Genomic DNA, 17,741 nt, shown 5'->3' with positions numbered 1-17,741 from the left:
CCCGTGCGCTTCGCGCGGTGCGACGTGCGGGTGACGGATCGACGAGGATCGACATGAAACGCGAATGGATACGACGCGGTGCGGGCTGGGCGGCTGCGCTGGCCGTGGCGCTGCTGACCGGCTGCACCAGCTACGTGACGACGCAGGTCACGGCCTTCTCCGACTGGAGCGGCAGCGACGCGACACGCACCTATGCGTTCACGCGCACCGACGCGCAGAAGCAGAGCATCGAGCAGTCGACGTACGAGCCGATCGTCGCGAACGAACTGTCCGCCTATGCGTTCCGGCAGGTGCCGGCCGCGCAGGCGCGCTACCTGGTGGGGCTCAGCTATGGCGTCGGCAGCGATCTGGTGACGGTGCCGCAACCCGTCTATTACGACCCGTGGTTCATCGGTCCCGGGCCGTACTGGCGCGGCGGGCCCTGGGGGCCATGGGGCCCGTGGGGACCGATGCCGGCCGGCTACGTCGCGCAGACCTATCAGGTCTACGACTACACGCTCGGCATCCGCATCACCGAGCGTGCGACCGGCAAGGAAGTCTATAACGTGACCGCGCGCACCACCGGCGACAACGGTGCGCTGCTGTACGCGATGCCGTTCCTCGCGCGCAGCGCGCTCGCCGATTTCCCGCTGTCGAACGGCGCGATCCGCACGGTGCGGCTACCGGTCGACAAGCATGGCGGGCCGGCCGCGCCGGCTGCCAACGAGCGCGCGGTGCCGGCGGTGCCGGCCTCGGCTGCGGCGGTCGCGAAGTAAATAACGCGCGCGCCGCGCGGCCCACACGAGCGCGGCCGAGGCGCCGCGCCGCGGCCCGCTTGCTTCAGGAGCCGACGCCCAGCAACGCCAGCGCGCCGAGCACGACGAACAGCACGGCCGCGATGCCGTGTACCAGCTTGGTCGGCAGCCGGTGCGCGAAGCGGTCGCCCAGCAGGATCGCCGGCACGTTGGCGAGCATCATCCCGAACGTCGTGCCGGCCACCACGCCGATGTAATCGTGGAAGCGCGCGGCGAGTGCGACGGTCGCGATCTGCGTCTTGTCGCCCATCTCCGCGAGAAAGAATGCAACGAGCGTCGCGCCGAACACGCCGAGCCGCGAGCGCGTTGCGCTCGCTTCGTCCTCGTCGAGCTTGTCCGGTACGAGAATCCACAAGCCCATCGCGATGAACGAGAACGCGAGCGCCCAGCGCATGATCGACGGCGTGACGAGCGCGCCGAGCCATTCGCCGAGCGCGCCGGCGAGGCCGTGGTTCACGAGCGTCGCGGCTAGCACGCCGAGAATGATCGGCACGGGCTTGCGATAGCGCGCGGCCAGGACGAGCGACAGCAGTTGGGTCTTGTCGCCGATTTCAGCGAGAGCGACGGCGCCGGTGGAGATCAGGAAGGCTTGAGACACGTATGGGGTTCCACGGGCCGAGGTTGTGCGTGCGAGCGACGATTCGCCGCGCGCCGGGCCCTGATGCGGCGCGCAGTGAACCATCGGTCTCGCCAGGCCACGGTGGCTGCGTCCGCCATGGCCGAACGGCCAAGTCTGTTGACGGACGCCTCCGTCACGATGCGCGCCGGTGGCGCGGGACATCGAGCGGAGCGGCTACTCCCCAATGAGCGGCGAATTCTAGCACGGCAACGCGCGCGTGCGGCGCGCCTGCGGCTGCGCCGGCGCCGGCTGCCGCGTGGGCCGCGTCGGTGCCGGTGGCCGATGCGTCAGGCGGCAGCGCGACGTGCGGCGCCGCGCTCGTGCACGAGCCGGCCGGCCGCGTAGGTGCGGTACACCGCGCGATCGTCGCCGAGCAGCGCGAACGCGAACAGCAGCTCCTCGAGCGATTCCGCGCGCTGCGTGCGGCGCGCGAGCAGCGGCGTGGCCTGTGGGTCGAGCATGATGAAATCGGCTTCGCTGCGCGGCGCGAGCGTGCCGACCGTGTCGGCGAGATCGAGCGCCTGCGCGGCGCCGGCCGTCGCGAGCCAGAACATGCGCGTCGCGGTCAAGTGATGGCCGGACAGACGCGCGACCTTGTGCGCCTCGTTCATCGTCTGCAGCATCGAGAACGACGTGCCGCCGCCGACGTCGGTGGCGAGCGTGACGGGCACGTCGAATTCGCCGGCCTTGTCGAAATCGAACAGCCCGCTGCCGAGGAAGAAGTTCGACGTGGGGCAGTGCGCGACCACCGTGCGCGTGTCGGCCATCCGCCGGCGGTCCTCGTCGTCGAGGTGGATGCAGTGGCCGTACACGGCGCGCGGGCGCAGCAAGCCGTAATGGTCGTAGATGTCCAGATAGCTGCGATGGCCGGGGAACAGCTCGGCCGCCCATTTCACTTCATCGACGTTCTCGGCGACGTGGCTTTGCACGAACACGTCCGGATGGCGGCGCGCGAGTTCGCCGCAGGCTTCGAGCTGCGCTTCGGTCGAGGTCGGCGCGAAGCGCGGCGTGAGCGCATACATTTGCCGCCCGTTGCCGTGCCAGCGGCCGATCAGCTCGGCGCTGTCGTCGTAGCCCGACTGCGCGGTGTCGCGCAGGAACTCTGGGCAGTTGCGATCCATCAGCACCTTGCCGGCGATCATCCGCAAGTCGCGCGCGTCGCTCGCCGCGAACAGCGCGTCGGCCGACTGCTTGTGCACCGTGCAGTAGACGAGCGCGCTCGTCGTGCCGCACGCGAGCAGCTCGTCGAGGAAGAACTCGGCGACCTCGCGCGCATGGTCCGGATCGGCGAAGCGGCGCTCGGTCGGGAACGTGTACGTGTCGAGCCACGGCAGCAGGCCGGGCGCCGGCGACGCGATCATGTCCGTCTGCGGGTAGTGGATGTGCGTGTCGATGAAGCCGGGCACGATCAGCTTGTCGCGCAGGTCATGGACGATCGCGTCGCGCGCGAGCGTCGGCGCGAGTTGCGCATGTGCGCCATGCGCGACGACCTTGCCGTCGTCGACGATCAGTAGGCCGTCGGTCTCGTAACGGGCGGCCTGGCTCGACTGCGCCGGGTCGCCGTTGAAGGTCAGCAGCTGGGAACGGAAAGCGGTTTGCGTCATCACGAATGGTCCTGCATCAAGGTAAGGCGAACAGAAGAAAACGGTCGGTGCGGCCGACGGCATCGGTCGGCCGCGCGTGCATGTGCATGCGCATGCGCATGCGTGTCGCGACGACGAGCATGCACGCAGGCCGCGATGACGCGTACGCGCGGGAAGGGCGCCGCGGATAGCGCCGTGCTGCCCGCAGCCGGCGGCGTGCCCGCTGTTGCTCGCGCCGCCGCAGCGGGCCGCACGACGCACCGCGCCGGCGACCTTCGGTGCGCATCGGCGCGCGCGGCGGTTTCCGTCCGGCCGACGCATGCGGCGAGGTCCGGGCTCATGCCCGCCGGGCGCGTCGCGTGCGCTTCTTGCGCTCCGTGCGCCCGACTGAGCGCCGAGCCGTGCATCGCGAAGCGGATGTCGTTGCGGCGTTTCATCTGTCTAGCGAACCTCGATGCGGGCCGTCATCCGGCGTGCCAGTACGCGTCGAGCCGCGCGATCAGCGCGTCGCGCTGCGCGGCATCGACGAACGACGCTTCGAAGCCGTTGCGGATCACCGCGTAGACCTCGGCGTCCGTCAGCTGCAGGCCGTCGACCGTCGCGAAGTAGTTGTCGTTGACGTAACCGCCGAAGTAGGCCGGATCGTCGGAATTGATGGTCACCGCGACGCCGCGATCGAGCAGCGCCTTCAGCGTGTGCTTGGCCATGTCGTCGAACACGCACAGCTTCAGGTTCGACAGCGGGCACACGGTCAGCGCGACGCGCGTGCGCGCGAGCCGTTCGACGAGCGCCGCATCTTCGATGCTGCGCACGCCGTGGTCGATGCGGTCGACCTTGAGCACGTCGAGCGCTTCGTGGATGTAAGCGGGCGGGCCTTCCTCGCCCGCATGCGCGACGAGCTTGAGGCCCAGCGCGCGCGCCTTCTCGAACACGCGCGCGAACTTCGTCGGCGGATGGCCGAGTTCGGACGAGTCGAGGCCGACGCCGATCAGCCGGTGCCGATAGCGCTCGAACAGCGGCAGCGCCGCTTCGAACGTCGCGAGCGCATCGTCCTCGGACAGATGGCGCAGGAAGCACAGGATCAGCTTGCTCGACAGCCCGCGCTGCTCGGCATCGGTGAGCGCGCGGTCGATGCCTGCAACCACCGTCTCGATCGGCACGCCGCGTTCGGTATGCGTCTGCGGATCGAAGAACAGCTCGGTGTGCACGACGTTGTCGGCGAGCGCGCGTTCGCAGTACGCGGCCGTCATGTCGTAGAAGTCCTGCTCGGTGAGCAGCACGCTCGCGCCCGCATAGTAGATGTCGAGGAACGACTGAAGGTCGGTGAACGCGTACGCGGCCCGCAGCGCGTCGATCGACTCGTAGGCGAGCTTCACGCCGTTGCGCTGCGCGAGCGCGAAGATCAGCTCGGGCTCGAGCGAGCCTTCGATATGGATGTGCAGCTCCGCTTTCGGAGCGCGTGCGATCTTGTCCTTGAATGTCGGGGTCATGGCGTCGTTCTTGGTCGGTCAGAATGTTGGGGAAGCGTGCGCGGCCGCGTTCGCGTCGACGGCCTGCAGCAACTGCGCGGCCACCGCGATCGCGATCACTTCGGGCGCCTTGTCGACGATGCCTTCGACGCCGATCGGGCAGTGCATCCGGGCGAGCTGGGCCGGATCGATGCCGATCGCCGCGAGTCGATGATCGAACTGCGCGCGCTTGGTGCGCGAGCCGGTCATCCCGAAGTACGCATAGTCGGCGCGTCGCAGGATGCGCTCGGCCAGCACGAAATCGAGCGCGTGGTCGTGCGTCGTGACGATGAAGTACGCGTGCGGCGGCGCGGCGTCGACGGCGTCGGCCGGGCTGGCCAGCGCGTCGATCGCGAGATTGCCGATGCCGGCCAGTGTCGCGGCCGGCGGAAATGCCGCATCGGGCCCGTCGATCCAGCGCACCTGACACGGCAGCGTCGCAAGCACCTTGACGAGCGCGGCGCCGATCGGGCCGGCGCCGAACAGCACGACGGGGAACGCATGCGGCGCGATCGTTTCGGTCATCAGCGACACGCCGCCGGTTTCCCACAGCAGGCAATCGGCGCGGGCGCCGGCCGCCTCGGGCTCGCTCAGCAGCGGCGCACCTGGCGAGGGGCCGAATGATACGCTACGCACGGTCGCCGCGCCGGCCGCGACGCGCTTCGCGAGCGACATGATCCAGCCGAGATCGCCGACGTCGAGCCGCTCGAACGCGAGCACGACCGCACCGCCGCAGCACTGCCCGAGGCTCGGGCCGAGCGCGAGCCGCTCGAGCCGGCGCGCATGCGCGGTGTGCGCGCCGTTCTTCAGCAACTGCCTTGCGAGTTCGATCGCTTTCCATTCGAGGTGTCCACCGCCGATCGTGTGGCGCGCGCCGTCGCGCGTGACGAGCATCTTGGTGCCGGCTTCGCGCGGCGCGGAGCCGTCGGTGTGCGCGACCGTCACGAGCACGACTGCTTCGCCGTGCGCGAGCAGTTGCTGCAGATCGCCGAGCCAGGCTTCCATCAGCACGCTCCGTTCGGGACGACACGGCGTGACACGCGGCGCGTGTCGACCGGCGCGGCAAGCGGTGCGGACGAGAGCGGGGCGCGCCTGTCGCACGGCCGGTGCCGGTCGACGGCGCAGCATCGAATGCGCGTGGAAACGACGCCGCACGAGGTGCGGGCGCGATGAGGGTGACGGATGCGGATGGTGTGCGTTGTCATGATGAATCCAGTCGACATTGCGGATCGGGCGCGCGTTACGCAGGGGTGTGACCGCTTGGCCTCGCGCACGTAGATCGCCATCCAGTCGGGAAGATAACACCGCGACGCGCCGGCAACATGGCGGCGCGGTGATCCGGGCTATCAGACGGCGATCATGTCGATCATAGGCCGGCTGCGCACGGGCAGGGCGCCGAGGTGCGCGGCGCGGGCGGAAACGCGCGTGCAGAGGGGTTGCGCGAGCGAGCCGGGGAATCGGCGCGGGAGGCGTTGAGGGTTCGAGCGCGCAGGTGGAGCGGCGCCGCGCCGGCTGTCTCGCGCCCGATGGACGCGGCCGGTGCGGCTCGGCCGCGTCGCTTCAGCGTGCGAGTTTGCGGCGATGGCGCCAGAGGCTCGACACGGCGGCAATCAGCATCACCGCGAACGCGATCAGCGCCCAGCCCGGCAGCAGGATGCCGAAGATCGGCGGGTAGACCGTCTCGCACAGGCCCGCGACCTTGAACATGCCGGGGAACCATTGCGCGGGCGGCAGGCTGTCGACGATCGGCTGCAGCGTGTCGAAGCCGCAGCTGAAGCCCGGATTCAGCTGGATCGACAGATGCCGGGCCGCGGTGCCGACGCCGCCGGCCGCGGCGATCGCGATCAGCAGCTCGAGCACCCAGATGCCGCGCCAGTGGCGCATCCCTGCGGCAAGGAATGCGAAGATCCCGATCGCCGCGAAGAAGTAGCGCTGGATGATGCAGAGCGGGCACGGGTCTTCGTTCTTCACGTACTGCAGATAGAGCGCGCCGGCCAGCAGCGCGATGCACACCCAGCCGAGCAGCATCAGCAGGCGGCGTTCACGGCGGAGTGCGAGCGTGTAATCGTTCATGTCGGCGGGGTTCCTGTCGTTGGTCGGTCCGATAAACAATCGCGCGATTTTAGCGCGAACGATCTGGCACGAAACTGACAGATCGTTCGCGGCGGCTCGTCGCCGACGTTGGGTCCGGCACGGCGTGCGCCGTCACGACCGTTGCGCGCTCACCGGATCGTGTTCAGCACGGCCTCGACGGCCTGGCCGATCGCGAGCAGCGCATCGTCGCGGTGCGGCGCGGCCGCGAGCATCAGCCCGACCGGCGCCGCGCCGCGCGGCTGGCACGGCAGCGACAGCGCGCACGCATCGAGGAAGTTGAACGCGGCGGGGTTGCGCAGGACCAGTGCGTTGGTGTGCGCGAACGCGGCGTCGTCGGCCTCGAGGTCGGCGATGCGCGGCGGCACGATCGGCACCGTCGGCGCGACGAGCGCGTCGAAGCGCGACCACACGGTGCGCGCCGCTTCGTCGAGCATCGCGGCGCGCGCGGCGAGCAGGTCGAGATAGTCGGCCGCGCTCGCCGGCTCGCCCTTCAGGATGCGCGCGAGCACGCGCGGGTCGTACCGGTCGCGGTGCTGCGCGAGCAGCGGGCGGTGCCAGGCGTATGCCTCGATCGGCGAGAAGCCGAACCGGTTGACGTCGGGCAGCGTGTCCAGCGCCCGAAAGCGCACGTCCGAGACGATCGCGCCGGCCGCTTCGAGATGCTTGAGCGACGCGTCGAGCGCCGCGGCGACGTCGGCGTCGACGCCGTCGGTCACATAGTTCGTCAGCACGCCGAGCCGCATGCCTTCGAGCGGACGCGCGGCCGGCACATGCGGCTCGAGGCCGGCCAGCACCCGGTCGACGAGCGCGCAGCAGGCCACCGTGAGCCCGATCGGGCCGAACGAGTCGAGCGTGGTCGACAGCGGCACGGCGCCGCCGGTCGGGATCCGGTTCGCGGTCGGCTTGAAGCCCGTGAGCCCGCACAGCGCGGCCGGGATGCGGATCGACCCGCCGGTGTCGGTGCCGAGCGCGACGGCCGCCATCCCGTCGGCCACGGAGGCCGCCGCGCCGGACGACGAGCCGCCGGCGATCCGCGCGTCGCCCGGCACGTCGCGGCGGTACGGCGAGCGCGGCGTGCCGAAATGCGGGTTCAGGCCGAGACCGGAAAACGCGAATTCGCTCATGTTGGTGCGGCCCACCAGCACCGCGCCGGCCCGCCTGAGCCGCGCGACGGCGGCCGCATCGGCCTGCGCGGGCGGCGCGCCGTCGAGCACGCGCGAGCCGGCGCGGGTCACCTGGCCCGCGACGTCGAACAGATCCTTCACCGACACCGGGATGCCGGCGAGCGGCGACAGCACGGTGCCCGCGGCGCGCAGCCGGTCGTGCGCGTCGGCGGCCGTGCGCGCGTGGTCGGCATCGACTTCGGTGAACACGACGGCGCCCTGGCCCGACGGGTCGGCGATCCGCTCGAGCGCGATGTCGACGAGCGCGCGGCTGGTGGTCCTGCCGGCGGCGAGATCGTCGGCAAGCTGGGCGAGCGGGGGAAACGGCGTGAAGGTGGTCATGGGCGGCTCAGGGACGAAGATGTTGGACAAGCGTGGCGCGAAACGAATCGATGTGGTGCTCGACGGCCGCACGCGCGCCCGCGGCATCGCGCGCGGACAGGCGCTCGAACAGTTCGCGGTGTTCGCGCTGGACGGCCGACAGATGCTGCGGCTGCGACAGCGTGACGAACCAGAAGCGCAGCGAGCGCTCGTGCAGCGCGCGCAGGATTTCCGCGAGCACGCTGTTGCGCGCGGCGGCGGCGATCGTCTGATGGAACGCGCGGTCGAGCTCCATCATCCGTTCGACGTCGTGCGTGTCGACGCACGCCTGTCCGTCGGCGAGCAGCGCGGCGAGGCAGGCGAGATCGTCGGGCGTCGCATGGCGGGCGGCGAGTTCGACGCAATGCGCTTCGTTGATGCGCCGCACGTCGACCACCGCGACGATTTCGTCGAGCGACAGCGGCTGCACCAGCAGCCCCTTGCGCGGCCTTACCGACAGCAGCCCCTCGAGCACCAGCCGGTGCACGGCCTGATGGACGGGCGTGCGGCCGATGCCGGTGCGGGCGACGAGTTCGGCTTCGTTCAGCGCGGCACCGGGCGGCAGGCGCATCGTGACGATGTCCCGCTGGATCAGCGCATATGCGCGCTCGGCGAGGCTGGCAGCCGGTGGCGCGGATCTGCCGCGGCCGGCATCGGGTACGGTGTTCATGCGAGAGCGGCGTTGATCGGCCGGCCGGACGCGGTCATCGCGCGGGCCGCCGACGGCGAGGACGATCGGTGGATAGTATTGTGATATATCACTGCTGTCCACCGTGCCGGGATCGTGCCGAAGGCGGGCGCTTCGCGGGTTCTGCGCGGAATGCGACGACTTGCAACAGTATCGACAGGATGTTGCTGGTTTACCGCGCGATCGTACGCTGACGCATAATGAATCCTCGTCAATCCAATACGCGCGAGCGACGTACCAGACCATCGTCATGAGCGAAACCACGCCTTCCCCGGCCGGTCTGCCCGGCACCTTTTCCGCTTCCCCCGATTCCCGCCGTTCCGAGCCGCCGCGAGCAGCCGATGTTCCCGCCGCTCCCGCTGCCCAGGCCGCTGCCGCCCACGACGTGGCCGACGACGGCGCCTCGCCCGTGACGGCTGCGTCTGAGCCGGGTGCCGCCGGCACGCCGGGCACCGCTGGCGAAGCGGCGCCGCCGAAGCCCGGCGCGGCGCCGCCCGGTTTCGGCGCGCAGCCGGATTTCGACACGCCGCGGCCGCCGCCCGCGAGCGCGCAGAACGCGCAGAATGCGCCGCCCGCGTACCTGAAACAAAGCGACACGCCGTGGTCGGTGGTCGGCCGGATCATCGCGGCGCGCGCGCGCCGGCTGTTCGACCGCGCCGGCCAGCGCATCACGCAGCGCACGCTGCGCATCGGCGTGTCTGCGCGGATCTTCCATCCCGAGCCGGGCGCCAAGGGGCTGCGCGGCAAGACGCTGCAGTATCTCGAGGAATCGATCGCGCATTGGGTGATGTCGCGCGACGTGCTGGTGTTCATGATTCCGACCGTCGGGCATCAGGGCATGCTGCACCCGAGCAACATCCGCCTGCGCGACTACGCGAAGCATCTCGACGGCCTGCTGCTGCAAGGCGGCGCCGACGTGTCGCCGCAAACCTACGCGGCGTCCGATGCGCGCCCCGAATGGCCGGGCGACCGCGTGCGCGACATGTACGAGCTCGAGCTGTTCCACGAGTTCGTCGAGTCCGGCAAGCCGGTGCTCGGCGTATGCCGCGGCTGCCAGCTGATCAACGTGGCGTTCGGCGGGTCGCTGTATCAGGACATCGCCAGCGACGTGCCGACCGCGAACGCGCACGTGAGCGAGCATTACGACCAGCATCGGCACGCGATCCGCTTTCCCGATTCGTCGACGCTCGCGAGCATGTTTCCCGGGCGCAGCGAGGCGATCGTCAATTCGATCCACCATCAGGCGATCCGCGATCTCGGCCGCGACCTGAGCATCGAGGCCGTGTCGGCCGGCGACGGCATCATCGAGGGCATCCGCTATCGCCGCGCGCCGTTCGTCGTCGGCGTGCAGTGGCATCCGGAGTTTCATCGCGCGGGCGGCGCCGAGCTGCTCGACTGCACGCCGCTGCTCGACGCGTTCCTGCGCGCCGCACGCGATACCCGCCTGTAAGCCCGCGTCGGGATGGCCGGCAGCAAGCCGGCCGCGGGACGATCAATTCGAGATGCGGCCGTCCGGTTTTGCACGATAATCGCGAGTCCCGATTCGTTCGCCGGAGTCTGACGTTGGCCTCTCGAGATTTTTCCCCTGCGCGTTGCGCCACGTGGGTCGTTGCAATCGCCGCTTGCGCGTACGCCGGTGCGGCGTGGTCCGACGATGCGAGCGCGCCCGTCGCCGGCACGCGCCCGGCGGTGACGAGCCTGAGCGGCGACGCGGCCTCCGCCGGACCGGCCACGTCGCCCACGGCGGCGGCCGATGCGATCGCGCAAGGCAACGTCGCCGAACTCACGCAATTGCTGCACGACGGGCGAATGGTCGAGATGCGCACGACCTACAACGGCAGCTATGGCGCGAGCCTGATGTTCGATTCGCGCGAGATGACCTACTACGTCGCGCTGTTTCAGGACAAGCAGCTGTGGCGCGTGATCAAGTCGCAGGACAAGAGCCGCGCGCAGATGGTGTACGAGAACTTCGTCCAGCAGACGGTGCAGCTCGCGGACGTCGAACTGCGCCGCACCGAACTGCAGGCGCAGAAGGCGTTCCTCGAACGCGTGATCGCACTGCAGGCGAATCGCGCGCAGCAACTGCAGGCCGATCTGAGCATCGCGCGCAGCCAGCAGGCAGAGGTCGCGCAGCGGCAACGCTCGGCACGCGAACAGGCGCAGGCGCTGCAGGTGGAGAAGCGCGCGGCGCAGTTGCAGTTGCGCGATCTGCAGGAGGAGGTGCGGCAACTCGAGCGTCAGGCCGAGACGGGGTTGCCCGCGCACAAGTGACGACGCGCCGGTCCGTGGATCGACGTACGAACGAAACCCGGCGAAGCATGCTTCGCCGGTTTTTTTGTTTGCGGGTCAGTCAGCGGGTGTACCGGTCGGGTGCGTCGGTCAGGCGGCGGTGCGACAACCGGGCGGTCCAGTCGAAACCGGTGGCGGGCATCGTGGCCCGACGCGCGGGGAGTTCCGCCTGCAACGCATCGGCCAGCGCGATCAGCGTGAGCAGATCGTCGGCTGCATCGTGCGATGCGTCGGGATGGGGCAAGCGGTGCGGGTGGTCGAGCGATGCCGTCTGCGACGTGTGGCCTGTGATCGGCCATGTGGCCGCAGGTCGCGTAGTGGCCGACGCGTAGCGTGGCGCAGATAGCGTGCGCACGATGTTCGATCGATGCGGCGGCGTGTCCGCTGCCGCGACCGACGCGAGCGGCGATGGTGCGGGCGCGGTGGCCGCGGCGCGCGCGCGGCGCGCTGCTTCCGATGATGTCGGCACGGGCTGCGCTGCGGCGCGCGGATGAGCCGGGACGACGACCGAGGCATTCGGCGCGATCGGCTCGGTCGTCGCGACGCGCACGGCAGCCGCCGCTGGCGCGGCGTGGGGCTGCATGACGGCGGCGTGCTCACGTGCGGGCTCCGGCGCGAAACGCGGGAACGGTTCATGCGTGGCGATCAACGCGCCGATGATGCCGAGCGCGCCGATGCTCCAGCACGCGGCGTGTAACGCCCGCCGATCGCGCGGGCGTCCGGCAGGACGAACGATGGACCGATCGGCGGTGGGAGCGACAGACGGCGGCTCAACGGTCAGCGGTAGCCAGCGGCACGCGCGATGCGGCGCGTCGATGTCGACGCATGAGGTCGTCAGCGTGGCGACGCAGCGCGTGCGGCGTCCGGCGCCGGACGCGGGACGGAACGTCCATTCGCGGCCGAACGACGGCACGCCGCCGAGCGGCGCGACGCGGGGGAGGGCGAGTTTGCCTTCGACGGGAACGGCGGGCGGCTGGATCATGGACGGATACGCAGTGCGAAGCGACCACCGCGCCGGACCCGGCGCGGATCGCCGCGCAAATTCTGACATTGTGGTGAGCCGATCGCGATCGGTCGATCAGACCGATCTGATTTTGGCGTGCCGACCGCCCCGTCTGGTACGACCCGTACGCAGCGACGCATGCCGCACGGCCGGCACCGCGGGCACAAGGCAATTGTCGGCTTCGCATGGCATTATTTTCAGACCACGCCGGCGACGTCCGTGCGCGCCGGGCCGGTGCGTCGCCCATCGCGGCCTTGCCACATCGCTGCATCGCCACGGCGCGAACGCCGCCCCATTCGAGTCGAGAGAAAAACATGTCCACCACCACGCCTGCCGTCGCGACGGAATCGAAGGTCCGCACCGTATTCCGTGTCGTCAGCGGCAACTTCCTCGAAATGTACGACTTCATGGTCTACGGCTATTACGCGTCGGCCATCGCCAAAACGTACTTCCCGAGCGGCAACGCGTTCGCATCGCTGATGCTGTCGCTGTCGGTGTTCGGCGCGGGCTTTCTGATGCGGCCCGTCGGCGCGATCGTGCTCGGCGCATATATCGACCATCACGGCCGCCGCAAGGGGCTGATCCTGACGCTGGGGCTGATGGCGCTCGGCACGCTGACGGTGGCCGCGGTCCCCGGCTACGCGACGATCGGCGTGCTCGCGCCGGCGCTCGTGCTGCTCGGCCGGTTGCTGCAGGGTTTTTCGGCGGGCGTCGAGCTCGGCGGCGTGTCGGTCTATCTGTCGGAGATCGCGACGAAGGGGCACAAGGGCTTCTATACGTCGTGGCAATCGGGCAGCCAGCAGGTGGCGGTCGTGTTCGCCGCGTTCGTCGGCGTGCTGCTGAACCGCATGCTGCCCGCCGACCAGATGACGGCATGGGGCTGGCGTATTCCGTTTCTGATCGGCTGCCTGATCGTGCCGTTCCTGTTCCTGATCCGGCGCTCGCTGAAGGAAACCGACGAATTCCTCGCCAAGCATCATCGTCCGACGATGGGCGAGATCATGCGCTCGATGCTCGAGAACTGGGGCATCGTGATCGCCGGGATGGGGATGGTGATCATGACGACGGTGTCGTTCTACATGATCACCGCGTACACGCCGACCTTCGGCAAGGAAGTGCTGCACCTGTCGTCGTTCGATGCGCTCGTCGTGACCGTGTGCGTCGGCCTGTCCAATCTCGTATGGCTGCCGTTGTCGGGCGCGCTGTCGGACCGCATCGGCCGCCGCCCGGTGCTGATCGCGTTCACGCTGCTCACGCTGCTGTCGGCCTATCCGGCCGTGCAGTGGCTCGTGGGGGAACCGTCGTTCCTGCGGCTGCTCGCGGTCGAGCTGTGGCTGTCGTTCCTGTACGGCTCGTACAACGGCGCGATGGTCGTCGCGCTCACCGAAGTGATGCCGGCCGACGTGCGTACCGCCGGCTTCTCGCTCGCATACAGCCTCGCGACGACGATCGGCGGCTTCACGCCGGCGATCTCGACGCTGCTGATCCACGAGACCGGCAACAAGGCCGCGCCGGGCCTGTGGTTGAGCGTCGCGGCGATTTGCGGGCTGATCGCGACGCTCGTGCTGTACCGCACGCCGGAGGCGCGCAACCAGTACAAGGCGGCCTGATGCCTCGCGTGTGACACGCCGAACGAACAACGGAGCGCCTTGCCGCTCCGTTTTTACTGTGAGCTCGGCCGTCAGGCCGCGCGTAGCGCGTCGGCGACTTTCGCCGCGACGTCGAGCCATTGCCCCGGCGCAGGCTGGCGGACGAGCCGTGCATGCGCGTACCACGGACAGTCGTCGCCGGTGAACCAGCGCCAGTCGGCCGCGAAAGGCAGCATCACCCACAGCGGCTTGCCGAGCGCGCCCGCGAGATGGGCGACGGCCGTGTCGATCGTGACGACGCCGTCGAGCCGCTCGATCAACGCCGCCGTATCGCCGAAGTCGTTCAGCCGGCCGTCGAGGTGATGCACGCGCGGATGCGCGTCGACGCGCGCGCGCTCGTCGGCGTCCAGGGCGGGCTGCAGCACGATCCAGTCGATGTCGGGCAGCGCGAGCAGCGGCGCGAGCGCATCGAACGGCATCGAGCGGTTTTCCTGCGCCTGTCGGCGCCCGGACCATGCGAGCCCGAACTTGCGCCTCGACTGCCCGCCGAGCGAGCCGCGAAAGCGCCGGCGCGCGCTGTCCGGCGCGTCGAGATAGCGCGCGCCCGCGGCGATGTCGCCCGGTTGCAGGCCGAGCAGGAACGGCAAGCTCATCAGCGTGCATCCGAGGTCCGCAGCGGGCGTTTTCGCGGCGTCCTGCGCGACCAGCGTGACGCGCCAGCGCGCGGCGGCAGGGGCGAGCAGCGCGACGAGCTCGCGCTGCACTTCGAGCACGACGCGCGCGCAGCGCGCGCGGGCGAGCGGTACGAAGCGGACGAACTGCAGCGTGTCGCCGAAACCCTGCTCGGCGCGAATCAGCAGCGTACGCGACGCGATCGGCTCGCCTTGCCAGCGCGGCAGCGTGCCGAGCGGCGTTGCGCCGGGCGTGTCGTGACGCGCTTCGTAGGCGGGCAGCCCGCGCGTGAAGTCGCCGAGCGTGAGCAGCGTGACGGCGCGGTGCAGCCGTGCGAGCGTGAGGTCAGGCGCGACGCGCAGCGCCTGGTCGAACGCGCGCAGCGCCATCTCGTGCGCGCCGAGCGCGTGATGCGCGTTGCCGAGGTTCAGCCACGCGAGGCTGAACGACGGATCGAGGCCGACCGCGCGCTCGTAACAGGGCAGCGCGTCGCGGTGGCGGCCCTGCGCGCTCAGTGCGTTCGCGAGCCCGAACAGGGCGAGCGGAAACGGCGGGTGCAGCGCGAGGGCCGCTTCGAATGCGGCGGCGGCCTCGGCATGGCGGCCGAGCGCTTCGAACGTGTTGCCGAGGTTGAAATGCGCGGCCACGAAGCGCGGCTCGGCGGCGAGCGCGGCCTGGAAGTGCGCGATCGCGTCGTTTGCGCGCCCCATCGCGTTCAGCGCCATCGCGAGATTGTTGTGCGCGCCGGCGTGTCCGGGGCGCAGCTCGAGTGCGCGATGGAATGCGGCGAGCGCGTCGTCGTGCCGGCCGAGCGCATTCAGCGCGTTGCCGAGATTGTTGTGGATCGAGGCGTCGTCGGGCGTGAGCCGCAGCGCGCGGCCGAACGCGTCGACCGCATCCTCGTGGCGCTGCAGCGCCGCATACGCATTGCCGAGGTTGTAGTGCGCGAGCGGAAATTCGGGCGCGAGCGTCAGCGCGTTGCGAAAGCGGTCGATCGCCTCGTCGAGCCGGCCGAGCGCCTTCAGCGCGTTGCCCAGGTTGAGCTGCAGCGCGGCGTCGCCCGGGCGCAACTCGACGGCGCGGCCGACGAGGTCGGCCGCTTCGGCATGCTGCCCCTGCTGATGCCGCAGCACGCCAAACAGATGGAGCGCGTCGGCATCGGCGGGATTGGTGGCGAGCGCGGCGCGATAGCCGTGCTCGGCCTCGGCGAGGCGGCCCGCGCGGTGCGCGGCATACGCTCGGTCGAATGCGGAATCCATGACGCTAGAACTGACGGAAAGCGCGTATTTTCCCACACTGCGCATGGCGGCCCCAGATCGGCCGATCGGCATATGGCCCCGTCACGCGGAGCGGCGTAGACTGGCAGGGTCGCGTGTCATCGAGGGTCTCATGGCTGACACACTGCTCGATATTCCACCCGTGCTGATCGTCGGCGCGGGTCCCACCGGCCTCGCCGCGGCGATGAGCCTCGCGCGTGCCCGCGTGCCGGTGCGCATCATCGACCGCCTCGCGGTGCCCGCCGCGCATTCCCGCGCGATCGGCATCCAGGCGCGCACGCTCGAGCTGCTCGAGCAGCATCGCGCGGTCGAACCGTTCCTCGCGCTCGGCCACCGGGTGCATGCGGCCGCGCTGCATGCCGATGGCCGCGTGATCGCACGGCTCGATTTCGACCCGCTGCACACGAGCTATCCGTACCTGCTGCTGCTCGACCAGAGCGTCACCGAGCGCTGGCTCACCGAGCATCTCGCCGGCTTCGGCGTGACGGTCGAGCGAGGCGTCGCGCTCGTCGCGTGCGAGGCGGACGGCACGTCGCTCGACGTGACGCTGCGCGGCGCCGACGGCCGCGAAGCGCGCTGCGCGCCGTCCTACCTGATCGCCGCCGACGGCGCCCACAGCACGGTGCGGCGTCTGCTGCGCGTGGGCTTCGCGGGGCGTGCGTTCGAGCAGACGTTCCTGCTCGCCGATTTCGCCGCGATTCCCGACTGGTCCGACGAAGAGATCCACCTGTTTACGACGCCCGACGGCATTGCCGGCCTGTTCCCGATGGGCGGCGGCCGCTACCGGCTCGTGGCCGATCGCCCGCCCGGCGGCGACCCGTCGCCCGACGCACCGGCACCGTCGCTCGACGAGTGCGACGCGATCGTGCGCGCGCGGATGGGTATATCGATCGCGCCGAGCGACCTCACGTGGTCGTCGTACTTTCATCTGCACAGCAGGATGGTCGAGCGGCTACGCCACGGCCGCGTGTTTTTCGCGGGCGATGCCGCGCACATTCACAGCCCGGCCGGTGCGCAGGGGATGAATACGGGGATGCAGGAAGCGTTCAATCTCGGCTGGAAGCTCGCGCGCGTGCTCGCCGCCGGCACGCCCGAGCGGCTGCTCGACACCTATCACGCGGAGCGCCATCCGATCGAGCGCGACGTGTTGCGGCAGACCGGTTTCATCACGCAGATGGTCGAAGCCGACCACGGCGCGGTCAAGCTGCTGCGCGATCACGTCGTGCCGCTGCTCGCGTCGTTCGGGCCGGTGCGCGACGCGGTGCGCCGCTCGTTCAGCGAGCTGGGCGTCCAGTACCGGAAAAGCCCGCTCACGCTCGAGCGCGTGCTCGACGGCGGGCCGCGGGCGGGCGAGCGTGCGCCCGATGCGCTCGTGCATGTGATCGACGGGCCGCTCGGCCGCGCGCCGGGGACCGCGCGGCTCTACGACCTGCACGATCCGGCTAGCTTTACGCTGCTGTTGCTCGAGGAGCCGCCCGGTATGGACATGGCAGATGTCGACGTCGACGCTGGCGCAGTGCGGCCGCCGTCGGCGGATGCACAGGCGCTCGCGCAGGGATTGGAGCGGATCATGCCGGGCGCCGTGCGTGCGTGGCGCATCGCCGATGCCGAAGCCGACGGCGCGGACGCGCTCGCGCAAGCGTACGGTCGCTCGCGGCCGTCGTTCTATCTGCTGCGCCCCGACGGCTACATCGCGGCGCGCGGGCGCACCGCCACCGACGCGAACGCGCTGCTGCGCCATTGCGAAAGCTGGTTCGCGGGCATGCCGCAGCCCGCGTAGCGACGCGCGTCAGACCTGCGTCAAACGCGCGTCATGGTTGCGTAACGGGCGCGTCACGCGTCCGTCACGCGTGAACGTCTGCCGGCACGAGCGACGCGCGATGCGCGGCGATCGCGTCGCGCACGATCGGCGCGGCGCGGCGTCCGGCTTCGCTCGACGGATCGTCGAGCGCGGCGAGTAGCGCGCGGCGCATCCGCGGTTCCCAGAAGCGCCGGATATGGTCGGCGATCCCGGTCAGCGCTTCGTCACGATCGGGCATCGACTCGAAAAAGGCGCCGATCTGGTTCGCCATCTCGATCAGGTGTGCGTGGTCCATGGCGTT

General features: G+C 70.1%; 15 protein-coding genes and 1 riboswitch. Of the genes, 5 read left to right on the top strand and 10 right to left on the bottom strand.

Annotated features, from left to right (window positions below; translation table 11 throughout):
• Nucleotides 1–53 precede the first annotated feature (53 nt).
• Nucleotides 54–755 (top strand): DUF4136 domain-containing protein, encoded by a 702-nt coding sequence (locus tag AK36_RS24315; RefSeq protein WP_011883763.1) that lies wholly within the window; start codon nt 54–56, stop codon nt 753–755.
• 64 nt (nt 756–819) lie between these two features.
• Here the strand turns inward: AK36_RS24315 and AK36_RS24310 are convergent, their stop codons facing one another.
• The 7 genes from AK36_RS24310 to AK36_RS24275 all read right to left on the bottom strand — a co-directional run bounded on the left by AK36_RS24310 (nt 820) and on the right by AK36_RS24275 (nt 8,791).
• A complete protein-coding gene (locus AK36_RS24310) occupies nt 820–1,392 on the bottom strand; it encodes a TMEM165/GDT1 family protein (RefSeq protein WP_014722657.1) in 573 nt (190 codons plus the stop codon).
• A 94-nt stretch (nt 1,393–1,486) separates the two neighbouring features.
• Nucleotides 1,487–1,608, bottom strand: a riboswitch (yybP-ykoY riboswitch).
• A 92-nt stretch (nt 1,609–1,700) separates the two neighbouring features.
• Nucleotides 1,701–3,017 carry a guanine deaminase gene (gene guaD, locus AK36_RS24305; RefSeq protein ID WP_014722658.1) on the bottom strand — a complete coding sequence of 439 codons (1,317 nt, stop codon included), beginning with the start codon at nt 3,015–3,017 and terminating at the stop codon, nt 1,701–1,703.
• A gap of 443 nt (nt 3,018–3,460) precedes the next feature.
• Nucleotides 3,461–4,486 (bottom strand): adenosine deaminase, encoded by a 1,026-nt coding sequence (locus tag AK36_RS24295; protein WP_045579357.1) that lies wholly within the window; start codon nt 4,484–4,486, stop codon nt 3,461–3,463.
• An 18-nt stretch (nt 4,487–4,504) separates the two neighbouring features.
• Nucleotides 4,505–5,509, bottom strand: coding sequence for a xanthine dehydrogenase accessory protein XdhC (gene xdhC / locus AK36_RS24290; RefSeq protein ID WP_045579356.1), 1,005 nt, complete (start codon nt 5,507–5,509; stop codon nt 4,505–4,507).
• A 555-nt stretch (nt 5,510–6,064) separates the two neighbouring features.
• Nucleotides 6,065–6,577 (bottom strand): disulfide bond formation protein B, encoded by a 513-nt coding sequence (locus tag AK36_RS24285; protein ID WP_011883773.1) that lies wholly within the window; start codon nt 6,575–6,577, stop codon nt 6,065–6,067.
• A gap of 149 nt (nt 6,578–6,726) precedes the next feature.
• Entirely contained in the window at nt 6,727–8,103 is a 1,377-nt protein-coding gene (locus tag AK36_RS24280; protein WP_045579355.1) for an amidase, read from the bottom strand.
• 7 nt (nt 8,104–8,110) lie between these two features.
• Entirely contained in the window at nt 8,111–8,791 is a 681-nt protein-coding gene (locus tag AK36_RS24275) for a GntR family transcriptional regulator (RefSeq protein ID WP_034194130.1), read from the bottom strand.
• Between the two features lie 268 nt (nt 8,792–9,059).
• Here AK36_RS24275 and AK36_RS24270 point away from each other — a divergent pair, with 268 nt between their 5' ends.
• Together AK36_RS24270 and AK36_RS24265 are read left to right on the top strand one after the other, a co-directional pair.
• On the top strand, nt 9,060–10,259 hold the full coding sequence (locus tag AK36_RS24270; RefSeq protein WP_045579354.1) for a gamma-glutamyl-gamma-aminobutyrate hydrolase family protein: 1,200 nt from the start codon (nt 9,060–9,062) through the stop codon (nt 10,257–10,259).
• A 113-nt stretch (nt 10,260–10,372) separates the two neighbouring features.
• Nucleotides 10,373–11,080, top strand: coding sequence for a DUF2968 domain-containing protein (locus tag AK36_RS24265; protein WP_045579353.1), 708 nt, complete (start codon nt 10,373–10,375; stop codon nt 11,078–11,080).
• 79 nt (nt 11,081–11,159) lie between these two features.
• Here the strand turns inward: AK36_RS24265 and AK36_RS24260 are convergent, their stop codons facing one another.
• Nucleotides 11,160–12,080 (bottom strand): hypothetical protein, encoded by a 921-nt coding sequence (locus AK36_RS24260; protein ID WP_052691572.1) that lies wholly within the window; start codon nt 12,078–12,080, stop codon nt 11,160–11,162.
• A gap of 335 nt (nt 12,081–12,415) precedes the next feature.
• Here AK36_RS24260 and tcuC point away from each other — a divergent pair, with 335 nt between their 5' ends.
• Nucleotides 12,416–13,711, top strand: a complete 1,296-nt coding sequence (gene tcuC, locus AK36_RS24255) for an MFS transporter (protein ID WP_045579351.1) — start codon at nt 12,416–12,418, stop codon at nt 13,709–13,711.
• A 71-nt stretch (nt 13,712–13,782) separates the two neighbouring features.
• Here tcuC and AK36_RS24250 read toward each other — a convergent pair whose 3' ends face one another.
• Nucleotides 13,783–15,621 (bottom strand): tetratricopeptide repeat protein, encoded by a 1,839-nt coding sequence (locus AK36_RS24250; RefSeq protein ID WP_404841956.1) that lies wholly within the window; start codon nt 15,619–15,621, stop codon nt 13,783–13,785.
• 130 nt (nt 15,622–15,751) lie between these two features.
• Between AK36_RS24250 and AK36_RS24245 the strand changes: the two genes are divergently transcribed.
• Nucleotides 15,752–17,419, top strand: coding sequence for an FAD-dependent monooxygenase (locus AK36_RS24245; protein ID WP_045579350.1), 1,668 nt, complete (start codon nt 15,752–15,754; stop codon nt 17,417–17,419).
• A 64-nt stretch (nt 17,420–17,483) separates the two neighbouring features.
• On the opposite strand, the gene AK36_RS24240 is transcribed toward AK36_RS24245, so the two are convergent.
• The gene (locus tag AK36_RS24240) at nt 17,484–17,735 is read right to left on the bottom strand and encodes a formate dehydrogenase subunit delta (RefSeq protein WP_011883789.1); all 252 of its coding nucleotides are present in this window, start codon (nt 17,733–17,735) and stop codon (nt 17,484–17,486) included.
• Between the last annotated feature and the right edge of the window lie 6 nt (nt 17,736–17,741).

Origin of the sequence: Burkholderia vietnamiensis LMG 10929, assembly GCF_000959445.1 — a bacterium.
In the GTDB taxonomy this organism is placed as follows: domain Bacteria; phylum Pseudomonadota; class Gammaproteobacteria; order Burkholderiales; family Burkholderiaceae; genus Burkholderia; species Burkholderia vietnamiensis.
The sequence above is the reverse complement of the archived record's forward strand: the minus strand, read 5'-3'. Positions and strand labels throughout refer to the sequence as shown.